Origin of the sequence: Dickeya oryzae (assembly GCF_009372235.1) — a bacterium.
In the GTDB taxonomy this organism is placed as follows: Bacteria; Pseudomonadota; Gammaproteobacteria; order Enterobacterales; family Enterobacteriaceae; genus Dickeya; species Dickeya oryzae.
This window is the reverse complement of record NZ_SULL01000013.1, coordinates 83,904-105,383: the sequence shown is the minus strand read 5'-3', so window position 1 is coordinate 105,383 and position 21,480 is coordinate 83,904. Positions and strand designations below refer to the sequence as shown.

Genomic DNA, 21,480 nt, shown 5'->3' with positions numbered 1-21,480 from the left:
CCGCCCTCAAATTTTCAAGGGCATGGATTGTAATGGCTCAACATGATACTGACCTCGCGCAACCGCGGGGAACCACGCTACGCCGTGAGCTGAAAGCGCGGCATTTGACGATGATCGCCATCGGCGGTTCGATCGGTACCGGGTTATTTGTCGCGTCTGGTGCGACGGTATCGCAAGCCGGGCCGGGTGGGGCACTGCTGTCGTATGCGCTGATTGGCCTGATGGTCTATTTCCTGATGACCAGTCTTGGCGAGCTGGCGGCATTTATGCCGGTATCGGGTTCGTTTTCCACTTATGGCGCACGTTACGTGGAAGAGGGATTTGGTTTCGCGCTGGGGTGGAACTATTGGTACAACTGGGCGGTGACCATCGCCGTTGACCTGGTGGCGGCACAACTGGTCATGGGATACTGGTTCCCATCGGTGCCTGGCTGGGTCTGGAGCGCGTTGTTCCTGTCGCTGATGTTTTTGCTGAACTACATTTCGGTGAAAGGCTTTGGTGAAGCGGAGTACTGGTTCTCGCTAATTAAAGTGGTTACCGTGATTCTGTTCATTGCCGTTGGGGTGCTGATGATTATCGGTATTCTGCGCGGTGGTGAACATGCAGGCTGGCACAACTGGCAGATTGGCGATGCGCCGTTTGCGGGCGGATTTTCCGCGATGATCGGTGTGGCCATGATCGTCGGTTTCTCGTTTCAGGGCACCGAATTGATTGGTGTGGCGGCGGGGGAATCCAAAGATCCGCAGACTAACATTCCGCGTGCTATTCGTCAGGTCTTCTGGCGTATCTTGCTGTTTTATATCTTCGCGATTCTGATAATCAGCCTGCTGGTGCCTTATACCGACCCTAATCTGCTGCGTAACGATGTGAAAGATATCAGCGTTAGCCCGTTCACGCTGGTGTTTGAGAATGCAGGCTTGCTGTCGGCGGCTGCCGTCATGAATGCGGTTATCCTGACGGCGGTGCTGTCGGCAGGTAACTCGGGTATGTATGCCTCTACCCGCATGTTGTTCACGTTGGCGCAGGAAGGGAAGGCACCGGCGTGCTTTGGCAAGCTCTCACAAGGCGGGGTACCGCGTAATGCGTTGTACGCGACGACGGTGGTTGCAGGGTTGTGTTTCCTGTCGTCGATGTTTGGCAATCAGACGGTGTACCTGTGGTTGCTGAATACCTCCGGTATGACCGGGTTTATCGCCTGGCTGGGCATTGCCATCAGCCACTACCGTTTCCGCCGTGGTTATGTCGCGCAGGGGCATGATTTGAAGGCATTCCCGTACCGCTCTGGCTTTTTCCCGTTAGGGCCTATCTTTGCTTTCATACTCTGCCTGGTGATCACGTTGGGGCAGAATTATCAGGCGTTTCTGGCTGATAAGATTGACTGGTATGCCGTGACGGCGACGTACATCGGTATTCCACTGTTTCTGGCTATCTGGCTAGGCTATCGTCTGGTGAAAAAATCACGGCTAGTAAAATACAGTGAGATGACCTTCCCGGAATACAAGTAACAGTCCTATAGACCAAAAAAGCCAGTCGGGTTACCAACTGGCTTTTTTTATGCCTAAAAGATTACGCCTAAAAGAAGTCGTATTTAAATGCGGGAATGCACCAGTTTCACACTGCGATACACCGTGAGCAGCAGCGCGAGCAGTGCGAACAGCACCAGCGGCGCGCCGACATAACCGATTTTATCCATGCCCAGATGCAGACTCACCTGGCTCCCCAACAGTGCGCCCCCGCCAATACCGAGGTTGAACAAGCCGGAGAAAATCGACATGGCGACATCGCTGGCATCCGGTGCCAGTGACAAGACTTTGGCCTGCATCGCCAGACCAATCGCCATCATCGCCAGTCCCCAGACCAGACACAGCAGCGTCAGGCTGAAGGGGTGAGCAGACAGCGGCATCAGCAGTGTCAGACAACCTAGCAACAACAACATGGCCGTTACCAGAAACGCCAGCGGGAAACGCTCGCTGTAGCGGCTGTAGAGCATACTGCCCACAATACCTGCACACCCGAATAGTAACAGAATCAGGGTAGTGAAGTTTTCCGGCAGACCCGCTACGGTCTGGATAAAGGGTTCAATATAGCTGTAAGCCGTGAAGTGTGCCGTCACGACCACCACCGTTAGCAGGTAGATACCGACCAACGCCGGGCGGCGGAACAGTTTCGGCACACTGGACAACGAACCGGAATGCTCGCTCGGCAGTAATGGCAGCAAACGTGCCAGCAGGATCATGGCAATAGTCGCGCCTGCGGCGATGGTCAGGAAGGTGATTCGCCAGCCGAGGTATTGGCCGATAACCCTCCCCAGCGGCAGCCCCAGAACCATCGCCAGTGACGATCCGGTGGCGATGAGTCCCAAGGCCTGCGCCCGCTTGCCGTGGGGGGCCATCCGAATCGCCAGGGAGGCGGTAATAGACCAGAATACTGAGTGCGTCAGCGCGACACCGGCTCGGGAAAGGACCAACACGGTAAAGTTCCAGGCAACAGCAGACAGCAAATGGCTGAGAATAAACAGACTGAACAGCCCGATCAGTAACTTGCGGCGCTCAATGCCGCTGGTCAGCAACATGCAGATCAGCGAGGCGAGCGCCACTATCCAGGCATAAATGGTGATCATCAGCCCAACATCTTCAGTTTTCATGGCAAAGGTATTGGCGATGTCACTCAGCAGCCCCACCGGAATAAACTCCGTGGTGTTAAAAATAAACGCGGCCACGGCCAGCGTCACCACGCGTAACCAGGCGGTGGCGCGTGAAGGGGAAGCGGATGTCATAGTCAGATTCCAGTCGGGTATTACTTATGGGGAACGACCCCATTGTAATCAATGGATCGTGACAATGCGATGTAGATCACACTTATTAGCAGGTCTTTTTGTGGGCTACGGATGGAAAGCAGAGGAAGGCATCCCCGCCCTCAGAACCGGCGGGGTGGTCAATCAGTTTTTATGAAGCAACGCGTTAGCGTTTATGAAAATAAGTCATCGCCAGCGCCAGTGCCAGTACTGAGCCTTTGATAATGTCCATCGCGTAGTAGGGCACGGACAGCATGACCAGCCCGTTTTGTAAGACGCCGAGGATCACGGCACCCACCAGTGTACCCAATGCATTCGGTTTACCGGAGCCAGCCAGCGAAAAGCCAATATAAGCCGCCGCGACGGCGTCCATCAGATAACCGCCCCCTGCGTTGACCTGCGATGAACCGATACGGGATGCCAGCAGAATACCGCCCAGTGCGGCTAACAGCGATGAAAGCAGATAGGCCAGCACCCGATAACGCGCGGTGCGGATCCCAGCCAGACGCGCTGCCTCCGGATTACCCCCAATGGCATACATGCGTCGGCCGTGTTTGGTGAGCGACATATACAACTGCACCAGAATGGTTACGACCAGCATGATCACCACAATCACAGGTACATGACCAAGGGTGGAGAACACCTCGGGGATCTCGCCTTCTGCTATCTCGCCACTCGGCAACAGCATATTCTGGGTGATGGAGCCGCCGTAACTGTACGTCATGGCGACCCCCTGAATCACAAAGAGGCTCGCCAGCGTTGCCAGCATGTCCGGAATACGCAGAATCACGATTAAAAAGGCATTAAACAGCCCGACTAACAAACACAAGGCCAGCGTCAGAACGATAGCGCCGGTGGTACTAAAGCCATGCCAGACGAACAGCGATATCACCAGCGCATTCGCCAGCGAGGCGGTAGACCCGACCGACAGATCAAATCCACCCACTGACAGTGAAATGGATACCGCTATCGCTATTACCGTGACGATGGCGATAGAACGCAGGATGTTGATGATGTTGTTTGGATCCAGAAAGTTGTCCGATGCCAGCCCAAACAGGGCAATCAACAAGACGACGGTAATCAGCATTCCCCATTTATAAAACAGGTCGAACAGACGATGGTGAAAGGGGATCGCGTCCTTAGGGGCGCTGTTGGATACGATTGGCTGACTCACGCGGGAGTTCCTCCGGTTGAATAAAGTAACAACGTTTCTTCGTCGGCATCGGCACCGTCGAGTTCAGCGACGATGCGTCCATCCCACAGAACACAAATGCGATCGCACAGCCCGACCAGTTCGGAGAACTCGCCGGAAGCATAAATCACGCCTTTGCCCTGTCGGGCCAGAGCGTCGATCAGGGTGAACAAGTCCTGCTTGGCTTTGATATCTACACCTTTAGTGGGCTCATCCAAAATCAACACTTGCATGTCGCTGCGTAACCATTTGCCGATAGCGACCTTTTGTTGGTTGCCGCCGGACAGGCGTCGCAAGCGCTGCTGCGGCCCGCTGGTGCGAATGGTCAACCGCTGGATCAGCGAGCGGGCCCAGGCCAGTGCCTGACCGTGCCCGAAGAGTCCGTAGCGGGAAAAACTGTCGCAGTCGCTGATGCTGAGATTCATGGTGACGGAATCGTCAATAAAAATACCTTCTTTGCGCCGTTCTTCGGGTACCAGCGCGATCCCCTGCTGCACCGCGTCAGCCGGTGAGGTGGGACGCCAGGGTTGACCCAGATAGTGCCCGGCGTCAACCCGACTGCGGGTTGCACCGAATAGCGCTTTGCACAGTTCCGTCTTGCCAGCACCGGCGAGACCGGCGATACCGAGGATTTCCCCTTTACGCAGCCGCAATGAAATGTTGTGCAGCAGTGTGTCATCGTGCAAGCCGTCTACCTGCAATAACACATTGCCGTCATGCTGCTGGCGACGTGGTGGGAAAATATCATCCAACTGATGACCCAGCATGCGCTCAACAATTTCTTCACCGCTGAGTCCTTGCATTGGGCTGCAACTGACGAACTGCCCGTCACGCAGTACCGTCAATGTGTCGCAGATAGCGCTCAGCTCATGAATGCGGTGTGAAATGAAGACGATGCCAATACCGTCTTGTTGCAGGCGACGCACCACCGCAAACAAACGCGCGCTCTCTTCCTGATCAAGCGGTGCGGTGGGTTCATCAAGAATTAAAAAGCGGCAACGATGAGAGAGGGCACGCGCCAGCAGGATTTGCTGTTTTTCCGCCAGCGTGCAGCGCTCCAGCCGCTGGCGAACGTTGATGCTGACCCCTAACTGTGTCAGCAGCGCCTGTGCCTGTTGATAGAGTGCAGGCCAGTTGAGCACATGGCCGCTTTGCGCCAACTGATCCAGCATAATGTTCTCCGCGACCGACAGCGTCGGCACCAGTGCGGCGTCCACTTCTTGCTGCACCAGATGAATGCCGTGACGTTTGGCGTCTCGTGGCGAATGAATTGCGACTTTTTCGCCATCCAGCAGAATATCTCCGCTGTAATGGTCATAAGCGCCAGAAAGAATCGCCATCAGTGTGGATTTTCCCGCGCCGTTAGCGCCAGTCAACGCATGGATAGAACCGCCTTCCAGCGTGAAATTCACCTGTCTGAGGGCCGGGAATCCGGCAAAAGAGATGGAAATGTAGCGCATTTCCAGACGCGAACGCGGGTTTATGGACATAATTGACAACAACGTGTTCTTAATAGCGATAATGACGAGATGTCGACGTTGAAAAATATCACATTAACCGCAGAATGGAATGCCTGAATGGCACTCCAGACGTCTTAAGACAGAAATGAAAAAGCATAACTTAAGTAAAAACGTTATTAACACGGTGATCCGTTATCCCTAAATATGGTTTTCAATGTGGTATCTCCGAACAGGGTTTCCGGGTAAACCGGGCGTTTATCCCCTCACTAGTCGAACAGGAACGTATCCGTAATGAGTACAACAGATATCCGAGTCCAGGTAGGGCCGGCCAACTATTTTTCTTTTCCAGGGGCGATTGACCAACTCAGCGAGTTTTATCCACACGAGAGACTGTCGCGTGCATTTTGGATTCACGGTGAGCGTGCACTGGCGGCAGCCCAGCCTTATTTGCCCGCAGCGTTTTCTGCGCCGACGGCTCGCACGGCCTGCTTTTCCGCCCATTGCAGCGAAAATGAAGTTACGCGATTAACCGCAGCGGCGGGCGATGATCGCACGGTGGTGATTGGCGTGGGGGGCGGTGCGGTATTAGATACCGCCAAGGTGGTGGCGCGTCGTCTGGGCTTGCCGCTGGTGGCGATACCGACTATCGCGGCAACCTGTGCCGCCTGGACGCCACTGTCGGTCTGGTATAACGAAGCCGGGCAGGCGCTGCGGTTTGAGATTTTTACCGATGCCAATCATCTGGTGCTGGTGGAGCCGCGTATTCTGCTGGCGGCACCGGCGGCGTACCTGTTGGCGGGCATTGGTGACACGCTGGCCAAATGGTATGAGGCGGTGGTGCTCAGTCCCGAACCACAGACGTTATCACTGACTGTGCGGCTCGGGCTGCAAACTGCACAGGACATCCGTGATGTGCTGCTGCGCCAGAGTGAATCTGCGCTGAAGGCGGTGAATACGGCCACACTGAATCAGGATTTTCTGGATGTGGTCGACGCGATCATTGCCGGGGGCGGAATGGTCGGCGGGCTGGGCGAGCGTTATACCCGGGTGGCGGCGGCGCATGCGGTGCACAATGGGCTGACGGTGTTGCCACAAACAGAGTCATTTCTGCATGGAACCAAGGTAGCATACGGTATTCTGGTGCAATGCGCGTTGCTGGAGCAGTTCGATACGCTGCGTCAGTTGAAAACGGCGTTCCGGGTGTTCGGGTTGCCGGTGTCGCTGGCGGAGTTGGGGGTGGATATTGAGGATAACGCGTCAATCAAGGCGGTGATCACGCGAACATTGCAGGCAGGCGAATCCATTCATTATTTACCCGGTGTGCCAGATGCCGGTACGCTGCTGGCGGCGTTTCGCGCTGTAGAACAGACAAACGCGTGATAAAACAACGGGGCGGTTTACCACCTCGCCCCGTTGGTGTGGTATCTGGCAGGGTTACTGCAACTTGTCATACGGAAAGGAGTTCCTGATGTAACGTGCGTAGTAGCGTGCTTTGGCGTTAGAGGCCATCAGCTCTTCATAAATCATCAGTGCCACGTTTTTGTACTGATACAGACTACCGTTCAGTAATTCTACTTCTAATATGCGGTTTTCCGAATCGTACCCCACGGCAAACAGCTCGCTGGAAGATACTCGTTTGCGTTCCAAAACAAATTACTCCCTGTTAGTGGTTGCAATACAACGTTAAATACAACAGTGATGTTACACGCTGTGGTGTTTTGAACAGTTCCGACCTCCCAAGGGCCGGTATGCACCATAAAAACAGACGAAAAATGAGAAAAATATCTCGTTGTTTTTTTAACCTGTATTTCGAGACTGCACGTTAGCAGTGGATGCCACAGCGACAGGCCTCTGTCCTAATGTCAATAATTGACCTTCAGAGTCGATTCCCATCAATCAGTGGCGAACACACTGGCTAAATACGACATCACCACAGATCGCGACAGCCCACGATGAACCGTCCCGTTCTGTGAGGTAATGTTATTAAACAACTCCGTTTAGTTTTCATGCAAGTGTTTTGCATGAAAACGCAGATGATCTTCAATAAAACTCGCGATGAAATAATAACTGTGGTCGTAATCGGGCTGTATACGCAACGTCAACGGCCACTGGCGGGCATGGGCGATAGTTTCTAGTTGCTCGGGCTGAAGTTGCACAGGCAAGAAACTGTCACCATCGCCCTGGTCGATAAGCGTGGGGAGCGGCGAGTCGCTGTGGGCGAGCAAGTGACAACTGTCGTAATCCAACCAATGTTGTGGGTCATCCCCCAGATAAGCGCTGAAGGCTTTTTGCCCCCAGGGCACCTGCGTCGGGTTGACGATAGGGGCAAAGGCCGATACGGAACGAAACCGGCCAGGATGACGCAGTGCCATCATCAGTGCGCCGTGCCCTCCCATCGAATGACCGCTAATGGATAGCCTGTCGCTGGCGCTGATGTGCTGACGTACCAGTGCAGGTAGTTCATCGCTGATATAGTCGAACATTCGGAAGTGTCGATCCCAGGGGGCCTGGGTCGCATTGACGTAAAAGCCCGCACCTTTACCCAGATCGTACTGCGCATCGTCCGGTACGTTGTCACCGCGAGGGCTGGTATCCGGCATAATCAACACCAGCCCCAGTTCGGCGGCGAAGCGCTGAGCACCGGACTTGGTGGTAAAGTTCTCGTCGTTGCAGGTAAGCCCCGACAGCCAGTACAACACGGGCGGCGAGGTATCTCCGGCCACAGGCGGATAAAACACGCTGAAGGTCATGTCACAATTCAGCGAGCTGGACGCATGGCGATAGCGCCGTTGCCAGCCGCCGAATAACCGGTGTTCTTCCAGCAATTCCAGTGATGTCGTCATGGCGAGTGGGTTCTCCGTCATCAGTTGAAATGCACCACAGAACGAATGGATTTGCCTTCGTGCATCAGATCAAATGCCTCATTGATGTGCTCAAGTGGCATGGTGTGAGTGATGAAGTCGTTGAGCTGGAACTCGCCATCCAGATAGCGTTGGACGATCCCCGGCAGCTGGCTGCGACCTTTAACGCCGCCAAACGCGGAGCCGCGCCATACACGCCCGGTCACCAGTTGGAATGGTCGGGTCGCGATCTCTTCGCCTGCGCCTGCCACACCGATAATCACCGATTCCCCCCAGCCTTTGTGACAACACTCCAGCGCGGAGCGCATTACGTTGACATTACCGATACATTCGAAAGAGAAATCCACGCCGCCGTCGGTCATCTCGACAATCACTTCCTGAATCGGCTTGTCGTAGTCTTTCGGGTTGATGAGATCGGTCGCGCCCAGTTTGCGTGCCAGATCAAATTTACTGGTGTTGATATCGATACCGATAATGCGACCAGCTCCGGCCATTTTGGCACCAATAATGGCAGACAGCCCGATCCCCCCGAGACCAAATACCGCCACCGTATCACCGGCTTTCACTTTAGCGGTATTGGTCACCGCGCCCATCCCGGTCGTGACGCCGCAACCTAACAGACAGACTTCTTCCAGTGGCGCGTCTTTGCTGATTTTTGCCACCGAGATTTCCGCCACGACGGTACGTTCTGCGAACGTTGAGGTTCCCATGTAGTGGAAAATCGGTTTGCCGTCTTTAAAGAAACGGTGGGTACCGTCTGGCATCAGGCCTTTACCCTGTGTGGCGCGAATAGCCTGACACAGGTTGGTTTTACCTGATCGGCAGAATTTGCACTCCCCGCATTCAGGGGTATAGAGCGGGATGACGTGATCACCGACAGCAACACTGGTGACGCCTTCTCCCACTGCTTCGACGATGCCAGCACCCTCATGGCCGAGAATTACCGGGAATACGCCTTCCGGGTCTTTGCCGGATAACGTGTAGGCATCGGTATGGCAGACACCGCTGGCGAGGATACGCACCAGCACTTCGCCCTTCTGCGGCGGCATCAGGTCCACTTCTTCGATTGACAGCGGTTGGTTGGGGCCCCAGGCGATGGCAGCACGGGTTTTGATCATTTGCATGGTGAAGCTCCTTGTACAGGTATTGTGAGGTCTATAGATAACAGTCAGTTTTTAGCGAGTTGACTCAGCCTGTTGACGGTGAGGCATCAGGTGCCGAGTTCAATCATCAGTTTTTTCAGTGCCTCGACGTTGGGGCCAAACGCATCCCGTCGCCAGATAAGCCAGGTGGTGACCGACGCCACATCGCCCGGTAATGGGTGGGGCTGAACCTGCTGTCCGGCAGGCAGTGCGTTCAGAACGTCGACAGGCACCATCGCCACACCACTTCCTGCTGCAACGCCTGCCAGCAGCGCGCTATACGATGGCATTTCCACGATAGCAGTCGGGGTGATGCCTTGCCCACGAAACCAGCCTTCCAGTCGCTGCCGGTAGCCGCACCCGGTGGAGAACGCTAGCAAAGGCAGGTGTTTGACCTGAGAGGCCTGGGAGACTGGCGGAATGCCTGCTGCGGTAATCAGCACTAACTGCTGTGAAAAAATGCGGCAACTGTTGATGGCATCATGGGTGACCGGGCCGGTGATCAGCGCGGTTGCCAGCTCGCCCGCATTCACGGCTTCCAGCAATGCGCCGCAGGTATCGCTACGCAGCGCTATCTGAACCTGGGGGTAACGGCGATGATATAACGCCAGTAGTTCGGGTAGTGCTGTGATAAGCAGGCTTTCTACCACCCCCAACGCAAACAGACCGGCGGGTTCACTGGTGTGCGCCATGGCTAGTGCTTCATCACTGAGTGACAGAATACGCTGGGCATAACACAGAAAATTATGGCCTGCCGGTGAAAGACGGACACGTTGGCGTTCACGAATAAACAGATCGGTCCCCAGCTCTTGTTCCAACTGGCGCAATCGGGTGGTGAGGTTAGACGGCACACGTCCAAGCTGGGCGGCAGCTCGCACCAGAGAACCGGTTTCCGCCACCAGACAGAACATGCGCAGTTGAGTCAGGTCCATGTATTCTCTTTTCGTGAATAACTCATTTTAAGTTGTTTATTTCTATTGAGTGTAGCGGTTGTAACGGCGGCTGACAACCCGGGTATGTGCCAGCTTATTTATGCCATATGAATAACGGTGACTGTAGCCACGCTTCAATGATGACTAACGGGACAGTTACCTGATTTTTAATAACGGTATAAATTAAAAAATGAGTTTATTGGATATGGTGTAACGTGATCAACGTCGTTTTTATTTCTTTTATTTAAGGCTTCCTTAATTTTCATATTGTAGCATTAATAGTGAAAGAACAGGTATGTGTTAGCAAATGCAGTTATGTAGAAGAGTATGCGTAAAATAGCGTACCGATGTTATCGATGTTATTACATGCCACGTTTAAACATTATTGTGAGTGATTTTATAGGTTTTTTCAGGGGATGTAAGTAAACCGTACTGAGCAATACTTCTGACAAGATTCGGGAATAGCCAGCTCAGGTGACTATCACTATCTACGTGCCAGACGTGTAAAATTATTTGGAGCCTATTATGACTTTCTTGAGAGATATTACTGTCAGAAGAATGATGTTAATTATTCTCACGCTGTTTACTATTGTATGGGGCGTCACTGCTTTTTTTACACTGTACTCACTGGGTAGCGTCAGTACACTGTTAAATAATGATCAGGTTCAGAAAAAAACCTATTCCATTCTGGTCCATGGCAATGACCAATATTCCCGCGCAGTCACGCGTTTGTCTCGCGTGGCTGAGTTTATCCAGCGAGGTGACCTGGATAATGCACAAAAAACACTGGTGAGTGCGACCGAGGCATTTAAACAAACCAAAGACGCGTTAGCGCAATTCAGAAATAGCCGTCAGGTCGGTGTCAGTGATGAGCTGGTGCAAAAGCTGGTGACATCCTGGGAGCACATTCTTGGTAATGCGATAGAACCAATGACAGCGGCGTTGCAAGCGGGGCGTATAGACGAGTTTAAAGTACTTTATCTGAAACAATACCCGCCGATGAGTGTGGAATTCGGCGAGCTGACGGAAAAATATGCTGCTGCCATTCAGGATGATGCAGGTATTGCAGATGCAAAAAAACACATTGAAGTCAACAAAGGCACTTTACTGGCTGCATTAATGCTGGGTATCACGATACTGTTCCTGAGTGATCGCTACATGGTGAACTATCTGGTGAAACCGATTGGTCAGATCAAACGCCATCTGGAACTGCTGACCGGCGGCAAACTGGGTGTGGAACTCGACGAGTTCGGCCGTAACTGTGCCGGTCAGTTGATCCCTTACATCCGGGCGATGCAGCACAGCCTGCGTGATACGGTGCAGACCATTCATGCCAGTTCGACGGTGATTTATACCGGTGCCAGTGAAATTCGCCAGGGGAATGACGAACTGTCACGTCGTACCGACCAGCAGGCCGCCGCATTGCAGGAAACCGCCGCCAGCATGGAAGAACTGACCTCGACGGTAAAAAATAACGCTGATAACGTGCGTCAGGCACGGCAAATTTCGGAAGAAGCGCAGCAGATGGCACGTCAGGGCGGCGATATTACCAGCAGCGTGGTCACCACCATGCAGGGTATTTCGGAGAGCTCCCGCAGAATAGCGGATATCACCAACGTGATTAACGGCATTGCCTTCCAGACCAATATTCTGGCGCTGAACGCGGCGGTGGAAGCGGCGCGGGCCGGTGAGCAGGGGCGTGGTTTCGCGGTGGTGGCCGGTGAAGTGAGAAACCTGGCGCAGCGCAGTGCGCAGGCGGCGAAAGAGATTGAAACGCTGATTGGCGAATCGGTCAACCGGGTAGATACAGGCTCGACACTGGTTCGCGAGGCAGGCAGCGCGATGGAGGGAATTATCTCCTCGGTCTCGCGGGTGCATGACCTGATGGGTGAGATTTCGGCGGCGTCTGACGAGCAGAGCCGGGGTATCGAGCAAATTGGTCAGGCGGTAACGGAAATGGACGGGGTGACGCAACAGAACGCGGCGCTGGTGCAGGAGGCCTCGGCGGCGGCAGCCTCGCTGGATGAGCAGGCACAGAGCCTGGCAACCGCAGTGGCGTCGTTTGACCTGGGTGACTCGGCGGCAGCGTTACACTCGCCACGCACCGTGACACCGGCACTGAAACGGCCGGAACTGAAATGGCCAGCGTCGAAAACGGCGGCGCTGACAGCCCAGTCATCGCACGGCAACTGGGAAACCTTTTAAACAGGGAAACCTTCTAAGCCTGTACCGACCCTCCTGTTTTACACGAATGCACCGGCTTGCCGGTGCATTTGGCTGCCTGCGAAGCGGTGAGTCATACAGAAACATGTATCAACCATTTAAGGTTCATTTAAGATTCAAAAAACAGTAACGTGGGAAATTAAAAATAAATTGTTGAAAGGAGGTAACGTGATCATCGTCATTTTTATTTTTTTCATTTAAGGCTCACTTAATTTTTGTCCTGTAATGTTAACCATGAAAACACAGAGAACGTGTTGGCAGACGTGGTAGAATGAATGTGAAGAGATAAAAAGGAAACACGGTTTTATTTAACCGTACCTTAGCCGGAATTAAAAAGTGTTATTTGGTTTTTAAGAAAAGTTAGCCAGGGTTTTTCTTGTCACGATACGAGTCAGGTGAGCAACTTAAAAAACTGCTCATTATTTAAGCTGGGGAATAACCAAACACCGGTGGCCATGACTAAGCAAGCGCTGAAGGCGCGACTAATTATCCGGAGTCTACTATGAATATTTTAAGGCACATTACCGTCAGAAAAATGCTGCTCATTATCCTGACGCTGTTTACTGTTATCTGGGGAATAGCCTCTGTTTTCACACTGAGTTCATTTAGCGATATGGCCGATTTGCTGAATGACAATATGTCACAGAAAAAAAGTTATACCCTACTGGTCAAAGGTAACGACCAGTATTTTCGCTCCATGACCCGGATGTTGCGCGCAGTGGACTACCAGCAAACCGGCGATGTAGAGAATGCACAGAAAACGCTCAGCTCAGCAGGCGTTGCACTGAAAAACAGTCAGGATGCACTGGAGCAGTTTAAGCGCAGTGAGCACGTCGGGGTCGACAAAGCGGTCGTACAGCAAATGGCTGAAGTGTGGGGTCGGTTACTGCAAAATGCGGTGGAGCCGATGCTGACGGCGGCTAAAAACGGGCAGATGGAGGATTTTCGCCAGATGTTCCGTAAACAGTACCCACCACTGAGCGTGGAGTTCGGCGCTATCGCGGAGAAATATGCCACCGCCATCCAGTCTGACGATGGCATCATCCAGGTCGAAAAACACATTGGCGTAAATAAAGATCTGTTGCTGGTCGCGCTGATTCTGGGGGTTATCGTGCTGTTCCTGAGCGACCGGTATCTGGTGAACTATCTGGTGAAACCGATTGGTCAGATCAAACGCCATCTGGAACTGCTGACCAGCGGCAAACTGGGTGTTGAACTCGACGAGTTCGGCCGTAACTGTGCCGGTCAGTTGATCCCTTACATCCGGGCGATGCAGCACAGTCTGCGTGATACGGTGCAGACTATTCATGCCAGCTCGACGGTGATTTATACCGGTACCAGTGAAATCCGCCAGGGGAATGATGAACTGTCACGCCGTACCGACCAGCAGGCAGCTGCGCTGCAGGAAACCGCCGCCAGCATGGAAGAACTGACGTCAACGGTAAAAAATAACGCCGATAACGTGCGTCAGGCACGGCAAATTTCGGAAGAAGCGCAGCAGATGGCACGTCAGGGTGGCGAAATTACCAGCAGCGTGGTCACCACCATGCAGAGCATTTCGGACAGTTCCCGCAGGATAGCGGATATCACCACCGTGATTAACGGCATCGCTTTCCAGACCAATATTCTGGCGCTGAACGCGGCGGTGGAAGCGGCGCGGGCCGGTGAGCAGGGGCGTGGTTTCGCGGTGGTGGCCGGTGAAGTGAGAAATCTGGCGCAGCGCAGTGCGCAGGCGGCGAAAGAGATTGAAACGCTGATTGGCGAATCGGTCCGCCGGGTAGATACGGGCTCGACACTGGTTCGCGAGGCAGGCAGCGCGATGGAGGGAATTATCTCCTCGGTCTCGCGGGTGCATGACCTGATGGGTGAGATTTCGGCGGCGTCGGATGAACAGAGCCGGGGTATCGAGCAAATTGGTCAGGCGGTAACGGAAATGGACGGTGTGACGCAACAGAACGCGGCACTGGTGCAGGAAGCCTCGGCGGCGGCAGCCTCGCTGGATGAGCAGGCACAGAGCCTGGCAACCGCAGTGGCGTCGTTTGACCTGGGTGACTCGGCGGCAGCGTTACACTCGCCACGCACCGTGACACCGGCACTGAAACGGCCGGAACTGAAACGACCAGCACCGAAAACGGCAGCGCTGCCAGCCCGGTCATCGCACGGCAACTGGGAAACCTTTTAAACAGGGAAACCTTCTAAGCCTGTACACACCCTCCTGTTTTACACGAAATGCACCGGCAAGCCGGTGCATTTTTTATTGAAGATGAATACACGATGAATAAAGTGCGAGAGTGTGACTGTCGCGTGATATTGCTGTTTTTCTGACGTGGTTTTTATACGAATAACCAGCTGTGCCATCTCATTTTTTCTATCCCTGCCTATACTTGCTGATAAATCAGAACGTGTGTGCGCGTAGTGATTATCCTGCTTATAACTACCCACTGGTATCATTTGCGCTATATGACGACCCCTGCGGTGATATTGGGTGCTGTGCGTTCTGATAGGGTAACTGTCGTATTAATGAGTAAAGGACTCTCTGCTACTTAGCCAATCCTGGAAAACGTCAAATAACATTCGGGAGTTAATTATGTCTTTTCTAAGAAATATCCGTGTAAGAGTGATGATGTTATTTATTATGGGGTTTTTTGTGGTGCTCTGGGGGGGGGTATCCGGTTACAGCCTGCATTCATTAAAACAGGTTACGTTGCTGTTAAATGATAACTCAACCCAAAGTAAAACCCAGAGTTATCTCACCTACGGCAATGACCAGTATTTCCGCTCTGTTACCCGAATGGCACGTGTGATGGATTATCTGCAATTCAACGATGCAGAGAATGCTAAAAAGACATTGGATATGGCGATGACGGCCATCAAAAATACCAAAGGTGCGCTGGAAAAATTTAAAGCAGCACCACAAATTGGTGTGGATAAAAAAATTACTGATGAAATGGTATCAAGCTGGTCAGCATTGATTTCGACGGCGATAGAGCCAATGTATGCCGCACTGCAGAAAAACGATCTGGAGGCGTTTCGCAGCGTATTTCGCAAAGTGTATCCGCCAGCCAGTTGGGCATTTGGTGATGCCGCACAGAAATACACAGCAGCGGTGACAAACGCGGATTTTCTGGGGGTAGTGAATACCCATAATGACTGGACCCGAAATGCTTTAATACTGGCACTGATTATCAGTGTGATCATTTTCCTGGTCAGTGAACGCTATCTGACCAAGTATCTGGTAAACCCTCTCGCTGTCATCCAGGCACACCTTGGCAAACTGATCGCCGGTCGGCTCGATCAGCATCTGGAAGAGTTCGGCCGTAACTGTGCCGGGCGTATGATTCCCGACATCAAAAAACTGCAACTGAGTTTGAAAGATACCGTCTCGTTGATTCGTGATACCGCCGAGACGATTTATCAGGGGGCGACTGAGATCCGGCAAGGCAATAATGATCTATCGGGACGAACCGAGCAGCAGGCATCAGCATTGCAGGAAACTGCCGCCAGCATGGAACAACTGAGTTCTACCGTGCAGCACAACGCAGAAAACGTCCATCAGGCCACCAAGCTGGCGCAGGAGGCCTCCGACGCGGCGATACAAGGCGGGAAAATCACCAATAATGTGGTGGAAACGATGGACAGTATTACCGCCAGTTCCCGTAAGATTGCTGATATTACCTCGGTCATTAACGGTATTGCCTTCCAGACCAACATTCTGGCGCTGAACGCAGCGGTGGAAGCGGCGCGTGCTGGCGAGCAGGGGCGGGGTTTCGCTGTGGTTGCAGGCGAAGTGCGCAGCCTGGCACAACGCAGTGCTCAGGCCGCCAAAGAGATTGAAGGCTTGATTGCGGAATCGGTATCCCGGGTGGATGTGGGCTCAACACAGGTCAAGCAGGCCGGGGAAGCGATGCAGACGATTATCGACACGGTATCGCACGTCAGTAATCTGATTGGTGAGATTGCCTCTGCGTCAGATGAACAGAGCCGCGGGATTTCGCAAATCGGTCAGGCAGTCAATGAAATGGATGGTGTGACCCAGCAGAATGCGACCCTGGTGCAACAGGCAATGGCGGCGATTGCCTCACTGGAAGAGCAGGCACGGCAACTGACGCAGGCGGTAGAGGTCTTCCATCTTGGCACTGAGTACCATTCGGCTACAGGGTATCAGAGGCAGGACAGCAATCTGGCGCTCAAACGCCCGTCACTTAAAGCAACGGCACCCGCGTTGCCACCAGCCGGTAAAAGCAGTGGGCAGGGTAACTGGGAGAAATTCTAACGCCACCATGGGTTAACGTCTGCTGCATTCATCGGTGTGGATGCGGCAGCACATGTCACGATGGCAGGGGCGTGTGATGACAGGGTGGCAAATTGAAGTCTTTTCATCAGCTATGGCACACAATCGCTGGATAATCATCAGTCACTCCATTAGAGTTGTGGCCGACGTTGGCCTCGGGCAACGTTAGCGTGCGAACACCTGCAGGAGAAAAACATGTCGGCTGTATTAACAAAAGAAGCGGCCCTGGTTCACGAGGCGTTACTGGCGCGTGGACTGGAAACCCCACTGCGCGGCGAAATGCTGGAACGTGAAACCCGTAAGCGCCTGATTGCTGAGCACATGACGGAAATCATGAACCTGCTGAACCTCGATCTGGAGGATGATAGCCTGGCTGAGACCCCTCACCGCATCGCCAAAATGTATGTGGAAGAGATCTTTTCCGGCCTGGATTACGCCAATTTCCCGAAAATCACTATCATCGAAAATAAGATGAAAGTCGATGAAATGGTGACGGTACGTGACATCACACTGACCAGCACATGCGAGCACCATTTTGTGACGATTGATGGCAAAGCCACCGTGGCCTACATCCCGAAAGACGGTGTGATTGGGCTGTCTAAGATCAATCGGATCGTGCAGTTTTTCTCTCAGCGCCCACAGGTTCAGGAACGTCTGACGCAGCAAATTCTGGTTGCGTTGCAGACACTGCTTGGCACCAATAACGTGGCGGTATCGATTGACGCGGTACATTATTGCGTTAAAGCACGGGGAATTCGTGATGCCACCAGTGCCACCACGACAACGTCGTTGGGGGGGCTGTTCAAATCCAGCCAGAATACCCGTCAGGAATTTCTGCGCGCGGTGCGCCACCATCATAATTGATCGGTATTGCCGATGTTTTTCTGGCGGTTAATCGCCATCGCCAGAAAAGCATGGGCATTTGTTGTCCCAGTCACTACAATTTGCGCACATATCCCGTCTTTGCTGAAAACCATGTCGCCAACGTCGCCTTCTTCATCTCGTATCCCTATGCTGGACTTCGCCCGTGGGCTGGCAATGCTTGGCATTCTATTGATGAACATCGTTTCATTCGGTTTGCCCCATGCTGCCTACCTTAACCCGGCGTGGCAGGGGCCGCCTTCTACGGCGGATGTCTGGGCGTGGGCGTTAATGGACATGCTGGCGCAGGGAAAATTTCTCACGGTGTTTGCCCTGTTGTTTGGTGCCGGGTTGCAACTGCTGCTAAGACGCGGCAAACGCTGGATTCATGCCAGATTGTTTTGGCTGATGGTTTTCGGCCTACTGCATGCGATTTTCATGTGGGACGGCGACATTCTGCTGGATTATGGCCTGATTGGTCTGGTGAGTTACGGCATGCTGCGTCATGCCGACAGTACCCGCATGCTACTGCGTACCGGTGTGGCGCTGTATCTGATGGGGCTGGCGATGCTGGTGGTTTTGAGCCAGGTGCTGAGCCAGGATGGCGGCAGTTTCTGGCAACCCGGGCTTGCTGAGGTGAATTATGAAGCCTGGTGGTTAACGCAGGGCGGGCCGGAGGCGTGGCGAAATCGACTGTCATTACTGAATGAAAGCCTGCTGTCGCTGGGGATTCAGTATGGCTGGTTGCTGGCCGGATCGATGTTGCTGGGGGCCGCGTTAATGCGCAGCGGTTGGCTGCGAGGCCAGTTTAGCCAGCAGCATTATCGGCGCGTTGCTCTGTGGTTGTTGCCGCTGGCGCTGCTGATTAATGGGGCGGGTGTGATCGCGCAGTGGCAACTGCAGTGGGACTATCGCTGGTGTGGTCTGTTGCTGCAAATTCCGCGAGAGACTGGCGCACCGCTACAGGCGATTGCTTATCTGGCGTTGTGCTACGGATATTGGCCGACGTTGATGAACTGGCGGCTTACCCGTTGGATAGCCAGTGTCGGGCGTATGGCGCTGAGCAGCTATTTGCTGCAAACCCTGATTTGTACCACGCTGTTTAATCGCCTGGGCGGGTTCATGCACTTTGACCGCTGGCAGTTGCTGCTGGTGGTGCCGCCCGTCTGGCTGTGCAATCTGCTGGTAGCACGCCTTTGGTTGGGCACGTTCCGACAAGGGCCAGTTGAGTGGTTGTGGCACTGGCTGACAGCCAAAGTCGCCGGTCCGGTTTCAGCGCAGTCAGCCAATGAGTGATGACTAGCGGGAAGGGGATGTTGTTGGCTTCTGGCGTAGCGGCGGTTCTACTTTCGACTCCTGGTCGGTCATGAATTCTGGCGGCACCGCCGGGTAGCTGGGTTCGTCATGCGAAATTTTGTATTCGGACGGAATCGGCACTTGTGGCCCCAGGAAGCGGGGTTCACGTTTTAGAACATACAAGTCAAACAGGGTGCCAAGCCGGGCACCAAATTCCCGTAATCGTACCTGCCAGATATCTTTCGGTGAGGGGACCGCAAAACACTGTGCCTGAATGCCCTTGTGCAGCGCGATAAATAGCGCGCGCTCGCAATGGAAGCGCTGAGTAATGATCGTGAAATCGTTGGTATCGAATACCTTGCGGGTTCTGACGATGGAGTCCAGCGTGCGAAAACCGGCATAGTCCAGCACGATGCTGGCAGGGGGAACTCCGGCGGCGATCAGGTCGCGCCGCATGGTCATCGGCTCGTTATAGCTGTGCTGGGCATTGTCGCCACTGAGTAGCAAATAACTGACTTTGCCGCTGTTAAAGGCGTTGAGCGCACCCTGAATACGAAACAGGTAATACTGGTTGATCACACCCGCGCGATAGTACTTGGCTGTACCCAAGACCACCCCAACCTGACGTGGCGGCAAATCCTCTACATCCTCGTAGATATAAGGTGCGGTGCGCCAGCTGATACAGCGATCAAGCAGAAAAGCACTGCAGGCTAACACCAGAATGGTGGCGAAAAGACCGAATATCAGGCGTTTCCACATGCTGCTGCCTTCGTCCGCATGGAGTAAAGAGTCATTATGGCGTCGGTAATCATCAGGCAAGGCTACTTGAGGTACTGAAATGACGCAAGGCGAACTGTCTGGAAGTAGTCAGTTGCGCTGTTTTTTTGAGCAAAATCAGGATGGGATGCATTACTGGCCGAGTGATCCCCGGCCAGTTGTCAAGACGATTAGACCAGTGAACCCCACAGATCATATTCATCGGCATGTTCAATTTTGACTGTCACCAGATCGCCCACCTTGACCCGGTTTTCACCGTTCAGATACACCGCCCCGTCGATCTCCGGCGCATCCGCCATGCTGCGACCGATCGCACCTTCTTCGTCCACCTCGTCGATCAACACTTTCAATTCCCGGCCGACTTTGGCCTGTAGACGCTGGCTGGAAATCTGCTGCTGTACCTGCATGAAACGATGGTAACGCTCTTCTTTCACGTCTTCTGGTACCTGATCTGGCAGGTTGTTCGCCGCGGCACCTTCCACCGGGCTATACCGGAAACACCCTACGCGATCCAACTGTGCTTCTTGCAGGAAATCCAACAGCATCTGGAAGTCCTCTTCCGTTTCACCGGGGAAGCCAACGATAAACGTTGAACGCAAGGTGAGGTCCGGGCAGATCTCGCGCCAGCGCTTGATGCGCTCCAGCGTGCGTTCTACCGCACCGGGGCGTTTCATCAGCTTGAGGATTTTCGGGCTGGCGTGTTGCAGCGGGATATCCAGATACGGCAACACTTTGCCTGCTGCCATCAGTGGGATCACATCATCCACATGCGGGTAGGGATACACGTAGTGCAGACGGACCCACAGCCCCAGCGTCGATAATTGCTCACACAGACTGACCATACTGGTTTTCACCGGCTGACCGTTCCAGAACCCGGTACGGTGTTTGACGTCAGCACCGTAGGCAGAGGTGTCTTGAGAGATGACCAACAGTTCTTTCACACCGGCTTCCGCCAGTCGTTTGGCTTCATCCAGCACCGAACCGATAGGACGGCTATCCAAATCACCACGCATGGACGGAATAATACAGAAGGTACAACGATGATCGCAGCCTTCGGAAATCTTCAGGTAAGCGTAGTGGCGTGGTGTCAGTTTGACCCCTTGAGCCGGTACCAGACTGGTAAACGGGTCATGTTCCGGTTTGGGAACATAATGATGCACGTGGTTGAGCACTTGCTCGTAGCTATGTGGGCCGGTGATTTCCAGTACTTTGGGGTGGACCTCACGGATCTGATTCTCTTTCGCCCCCAGACAACCGGTCACAATGACTTTGCCGTTTTCATTGAGCGCTTCGCCAATGGCTTCCAGCGACTCCTGTACCGCGCTATCGATGAAACCGCAGGTATTGACGATAACCAGATCGGCATCGTTGTAGCTTGGCACCACCTGATACCCTTCGGTACGCAGTTCGGTCAGAATTCGCTCCGAATCCACCAGATTTTTCGGGCAACCGAGGCTGACAAAGCCAATTTTGCGGGACAACTCTTTGCTGGCGTCAGTGGATTGATCATTCAGCGCTTTTTGCGGTGCCGACAGTGTGGTGGTTTGTGTGGGATCGAAGGTGTTAACAGTCATAGCATCTCATACATCGGGTTGGGGCGGAAAAATGCGGCGGATTATACCTGAATCGCCGTCAGGAAACAGTCCTGTGT

At 53.6% G+C, this 21,480-nt stretch carries 16 protein-coding genes; 7 read left to right on the top strand and 9 right to left on the bottom strand.

Annotated features, from left to right (window positions below; translation table 11 throughout):
* Positions 1 to 32: 32 nt before the first annotated feature.
* Positions 33 to 1,505, top strand: a complete 1,473-nt coding sequence (locus FAZ14_RS14130; protein ID WP_153508727.1) for an amino acid permease — start codon at positions 33 to 35, stop codon at positions 1,503 to 1,505.
* Positions 1,506 to 1,588: 83 nt separating this feature from the next.
* Here the strand turns inward: FAZ14_RS14130 and FAZ14_RS14125 are convergent, their stop codons facing one another.
* The 3 genes from FAZ14_RS14125 to FAZ14_RS14115 all read right to left on the bottom strand — a co-directional run bounded on the left by FAZ14_RS14125 (position 1,589) and on the right by FAZ14_RS14115 (position 5,476).
* Positions 1,589 to 2,776 carry a sugar transporter gene (locus FAZ14_RS14125; protein WP_038926315.1) on the bottom strand — a complete coding sequence of 396 codons (1,188 nt, stop codon included), beginning with the start codon at positions 2,774 to 2,776 and terminating at the stop codon, positions 1,589 to 1,591.
* A 184-nt stretch (positions 2,777 to 2,960) separates the two neighbouring features.
* Positions 2,961 to 3,881 carry an ABC transporter permease gene (locus FAZ14_RS14120; protein WP_235914571.1) on the bottom strand — a complete coding sequence of 307 codons (921 nt, stop codon included), beginning with the start codon at positions 3,879 to 3,881 and terminating at the stop codon, positions 2,961 to 2,963.
* 83 nt (positions 3,882 to 3,964) lie between these two features.
* Positions 3,965 to 5,476: a sugar ABC transporter ATP-binding protein gene (locus FAZ14_RS14115; protein ID WP_016942518.1), complete on the bottom strand. Its 1,512-nt coding sequence runs from the start codon at positions 5,474 to 5,476 to the stop codon at positions 3,965 to 3,967.
* A gap of 261 nt (positions 5,477 to 5,737) precedes the next feature.
* Here FAZ14_RS14115 and FAZ14_RS14110 point away from each other — a divergent pair, with 261 nt between their 5' ends.
* Complete coding sequence (locus tag FAZ14_RS14110) at positions 5,738 to 6,826, top strand: oxidoreductase (RefSeq protein WP_153508726.1); 1,089 nt, start codon at positions 5,738 to 5,740, stop codon at positions 6,824 to 6,826.
* A 54-nt stretch (positions 6,827 to 6,880) separates the two neighbouring features.
* Here FAZ14_RS14110 and FAZ14_RS14105 read toward each other — a convergent pair whose 3' ends face one another.
* The 4 genes from FAZ14_RS14105 to FAZ14_RS14090 all read right to left on the bottom strand — a co-directional run bounded on the left by FAZ14_RS14105 (position 6,881) and on the right by FAZ14_RS14090 (position 10,381).
* Positions 6,881 to 7,093 carry a KTSC domain-containing protein gene (locus FAZ14_RS14105; protein ID WP_016942516.1) on the bottom strand — a complete coding sequence of 71 codons (213 nt, stop codon included), beginning with the start codon at positions 7,091 to 7,093 and terminating at the stop codon, positions 6,881 to 6,883.
* Positions 7,094 to 7,443: 350 nt separating this feature from the next.
* Positions 7,444 to 8,289 carry an S-formylglutathione hydrolase gene (gene fghA / locus FAZ14_RS14100; protein ID WP_153508807.1) on the bottom strand — a complete coding sequence of 282 codons (846 nt, stop codon included), beginning with the start codon at positions 8,287 to 8,289 and terminating at the stop codon, positions 7,444 to 7,446.
* Between the two features lie 20 nt (positions 8,290 to 8,309).
* Positions 8,310 to 9,431: an S-(hydroxymethyl)glutathione dehydrogenase/class III alcohol dehydrogenase gene (locus FAZ14_RS14095; protein ID WP_038926310.1), complete on the bottom strand. Its 1,122-nt coding sequence runs from the start codon at positions 9,429 to 9,431 to the stop codon at positions 8,310 to 8,312.
* Positions 9,432 to 9,517: 86 nt separating this feature from the next.
* Entirely contained in the window at positions 9,518 to 10,381 is an 864-nt protein-coding gene (locus FAZ14_RS14090; RefSeq protein WP_038926309.1) for a LysR family transcriptional regulator, read from the bottom strand.
* 525 nt (positions 10,382 to 10,906) lie between these two features.
* Here FAZ14_RS14090 and FAZ14_RS14085 point away from each other — a divergent pair.
* The 5 genes from FAZ14_RS14085 to yeiB all read left to right on the top strand — a co-directional run bounded on the left by FAZ14_RS14085 (position 10,907) and on the right by yeiB (position 19,052).
* Positions 10,907 to 12,586, top strand: coding sequence for a methyl-accepting chemotaxis protein (locus FAZ14_RS14085; RefSeq protein ID WP_153508725.1), 1,680 nt, complete (start codon positions 10,907 to 10,909; stop codon positions 12,584 to 12,586).
* A gap of 520 nt (positions 12,587 to 13,106) precedes the next feature.
* Positions 13,107 to 14,786, top strand: coding sequence for a methyl-accepting chemotaxis protein (locus FAZ14_RS14080; protein ID WP_153508724.1), 1,680 nt, complete (start codon positions 13,107 to 13,109; stop codon positions 14,784 to 14,786).
* 405 nt (positions 14,787 to 15,191) lie between these two features.
* Entirely contained in the window at positions 15,192 to 16,877 is a 1,686-nt protein-coding gene (locus FAZ14_RS14075) for a methyl-accepting chemotaxis protein (protein WP_153508723.1), read from the top strand.
* Between the two features lie 213 nt (positions 16,878 to 17,090).
* Complete coding sequence (folE, locus tag FAZ14_RS14070) at positions 17,091 to 17,759, top strand: GTP cyclohydrolase I FolE (RefSeq protein ID WP_012885004.1); 669 nt, start codon at positions 17,091 to 17,093, stop codon at positions 17,757 to 17,759.
* A 111-nt stretch (positions 17,760 to 17,870) separates the two neighbouring features.
* On the top strand, positions 17,871 to 19,052 hold the full coding sequence (gene yeiB / locus FAZ14_RS14065) for a DUF418 domain-containing protein YeiB (protein WP_038926470.1): 1,182 nt from the start codon (positions 17,871 to 17,873) through the stop codon (positions 19,050 to 19,052).
* Positions 19,053 to 19,055: 3 nt separating this feature from the next.
* On the opposite strand, the gene sanA is transcribed toward yeiB, so the two are convergent.
* Positions 19,056 to 19,811, bottom strand: coding sequence for an outer membrane permeability protein SanA (gene sanA, locus FAZ14_RS14060; protein WP_016943716.1), 756 nt, complete (start codon positions 19,809 to 19,811; stop codon positions 19,056 to 19,058).
* A 188-nt stretch (positions 19,812 to 19,999) separates the two neighbouring features.
* Complete coding sequence (rimO, locus tag FAZ14_RS14055; RefSeq protein WP_193744089.1) at positions 20,000 to 21,403, bottom strand: 30S ribosomal protein S12 methylthiotransferase RimO; 1,404 nt, start codon at positions 21,401 to 21,403, stop codon at positions 20,000 to 20,002.
* Positions 21,404 to 21,480: the final 77 nt, after the last annotated feature.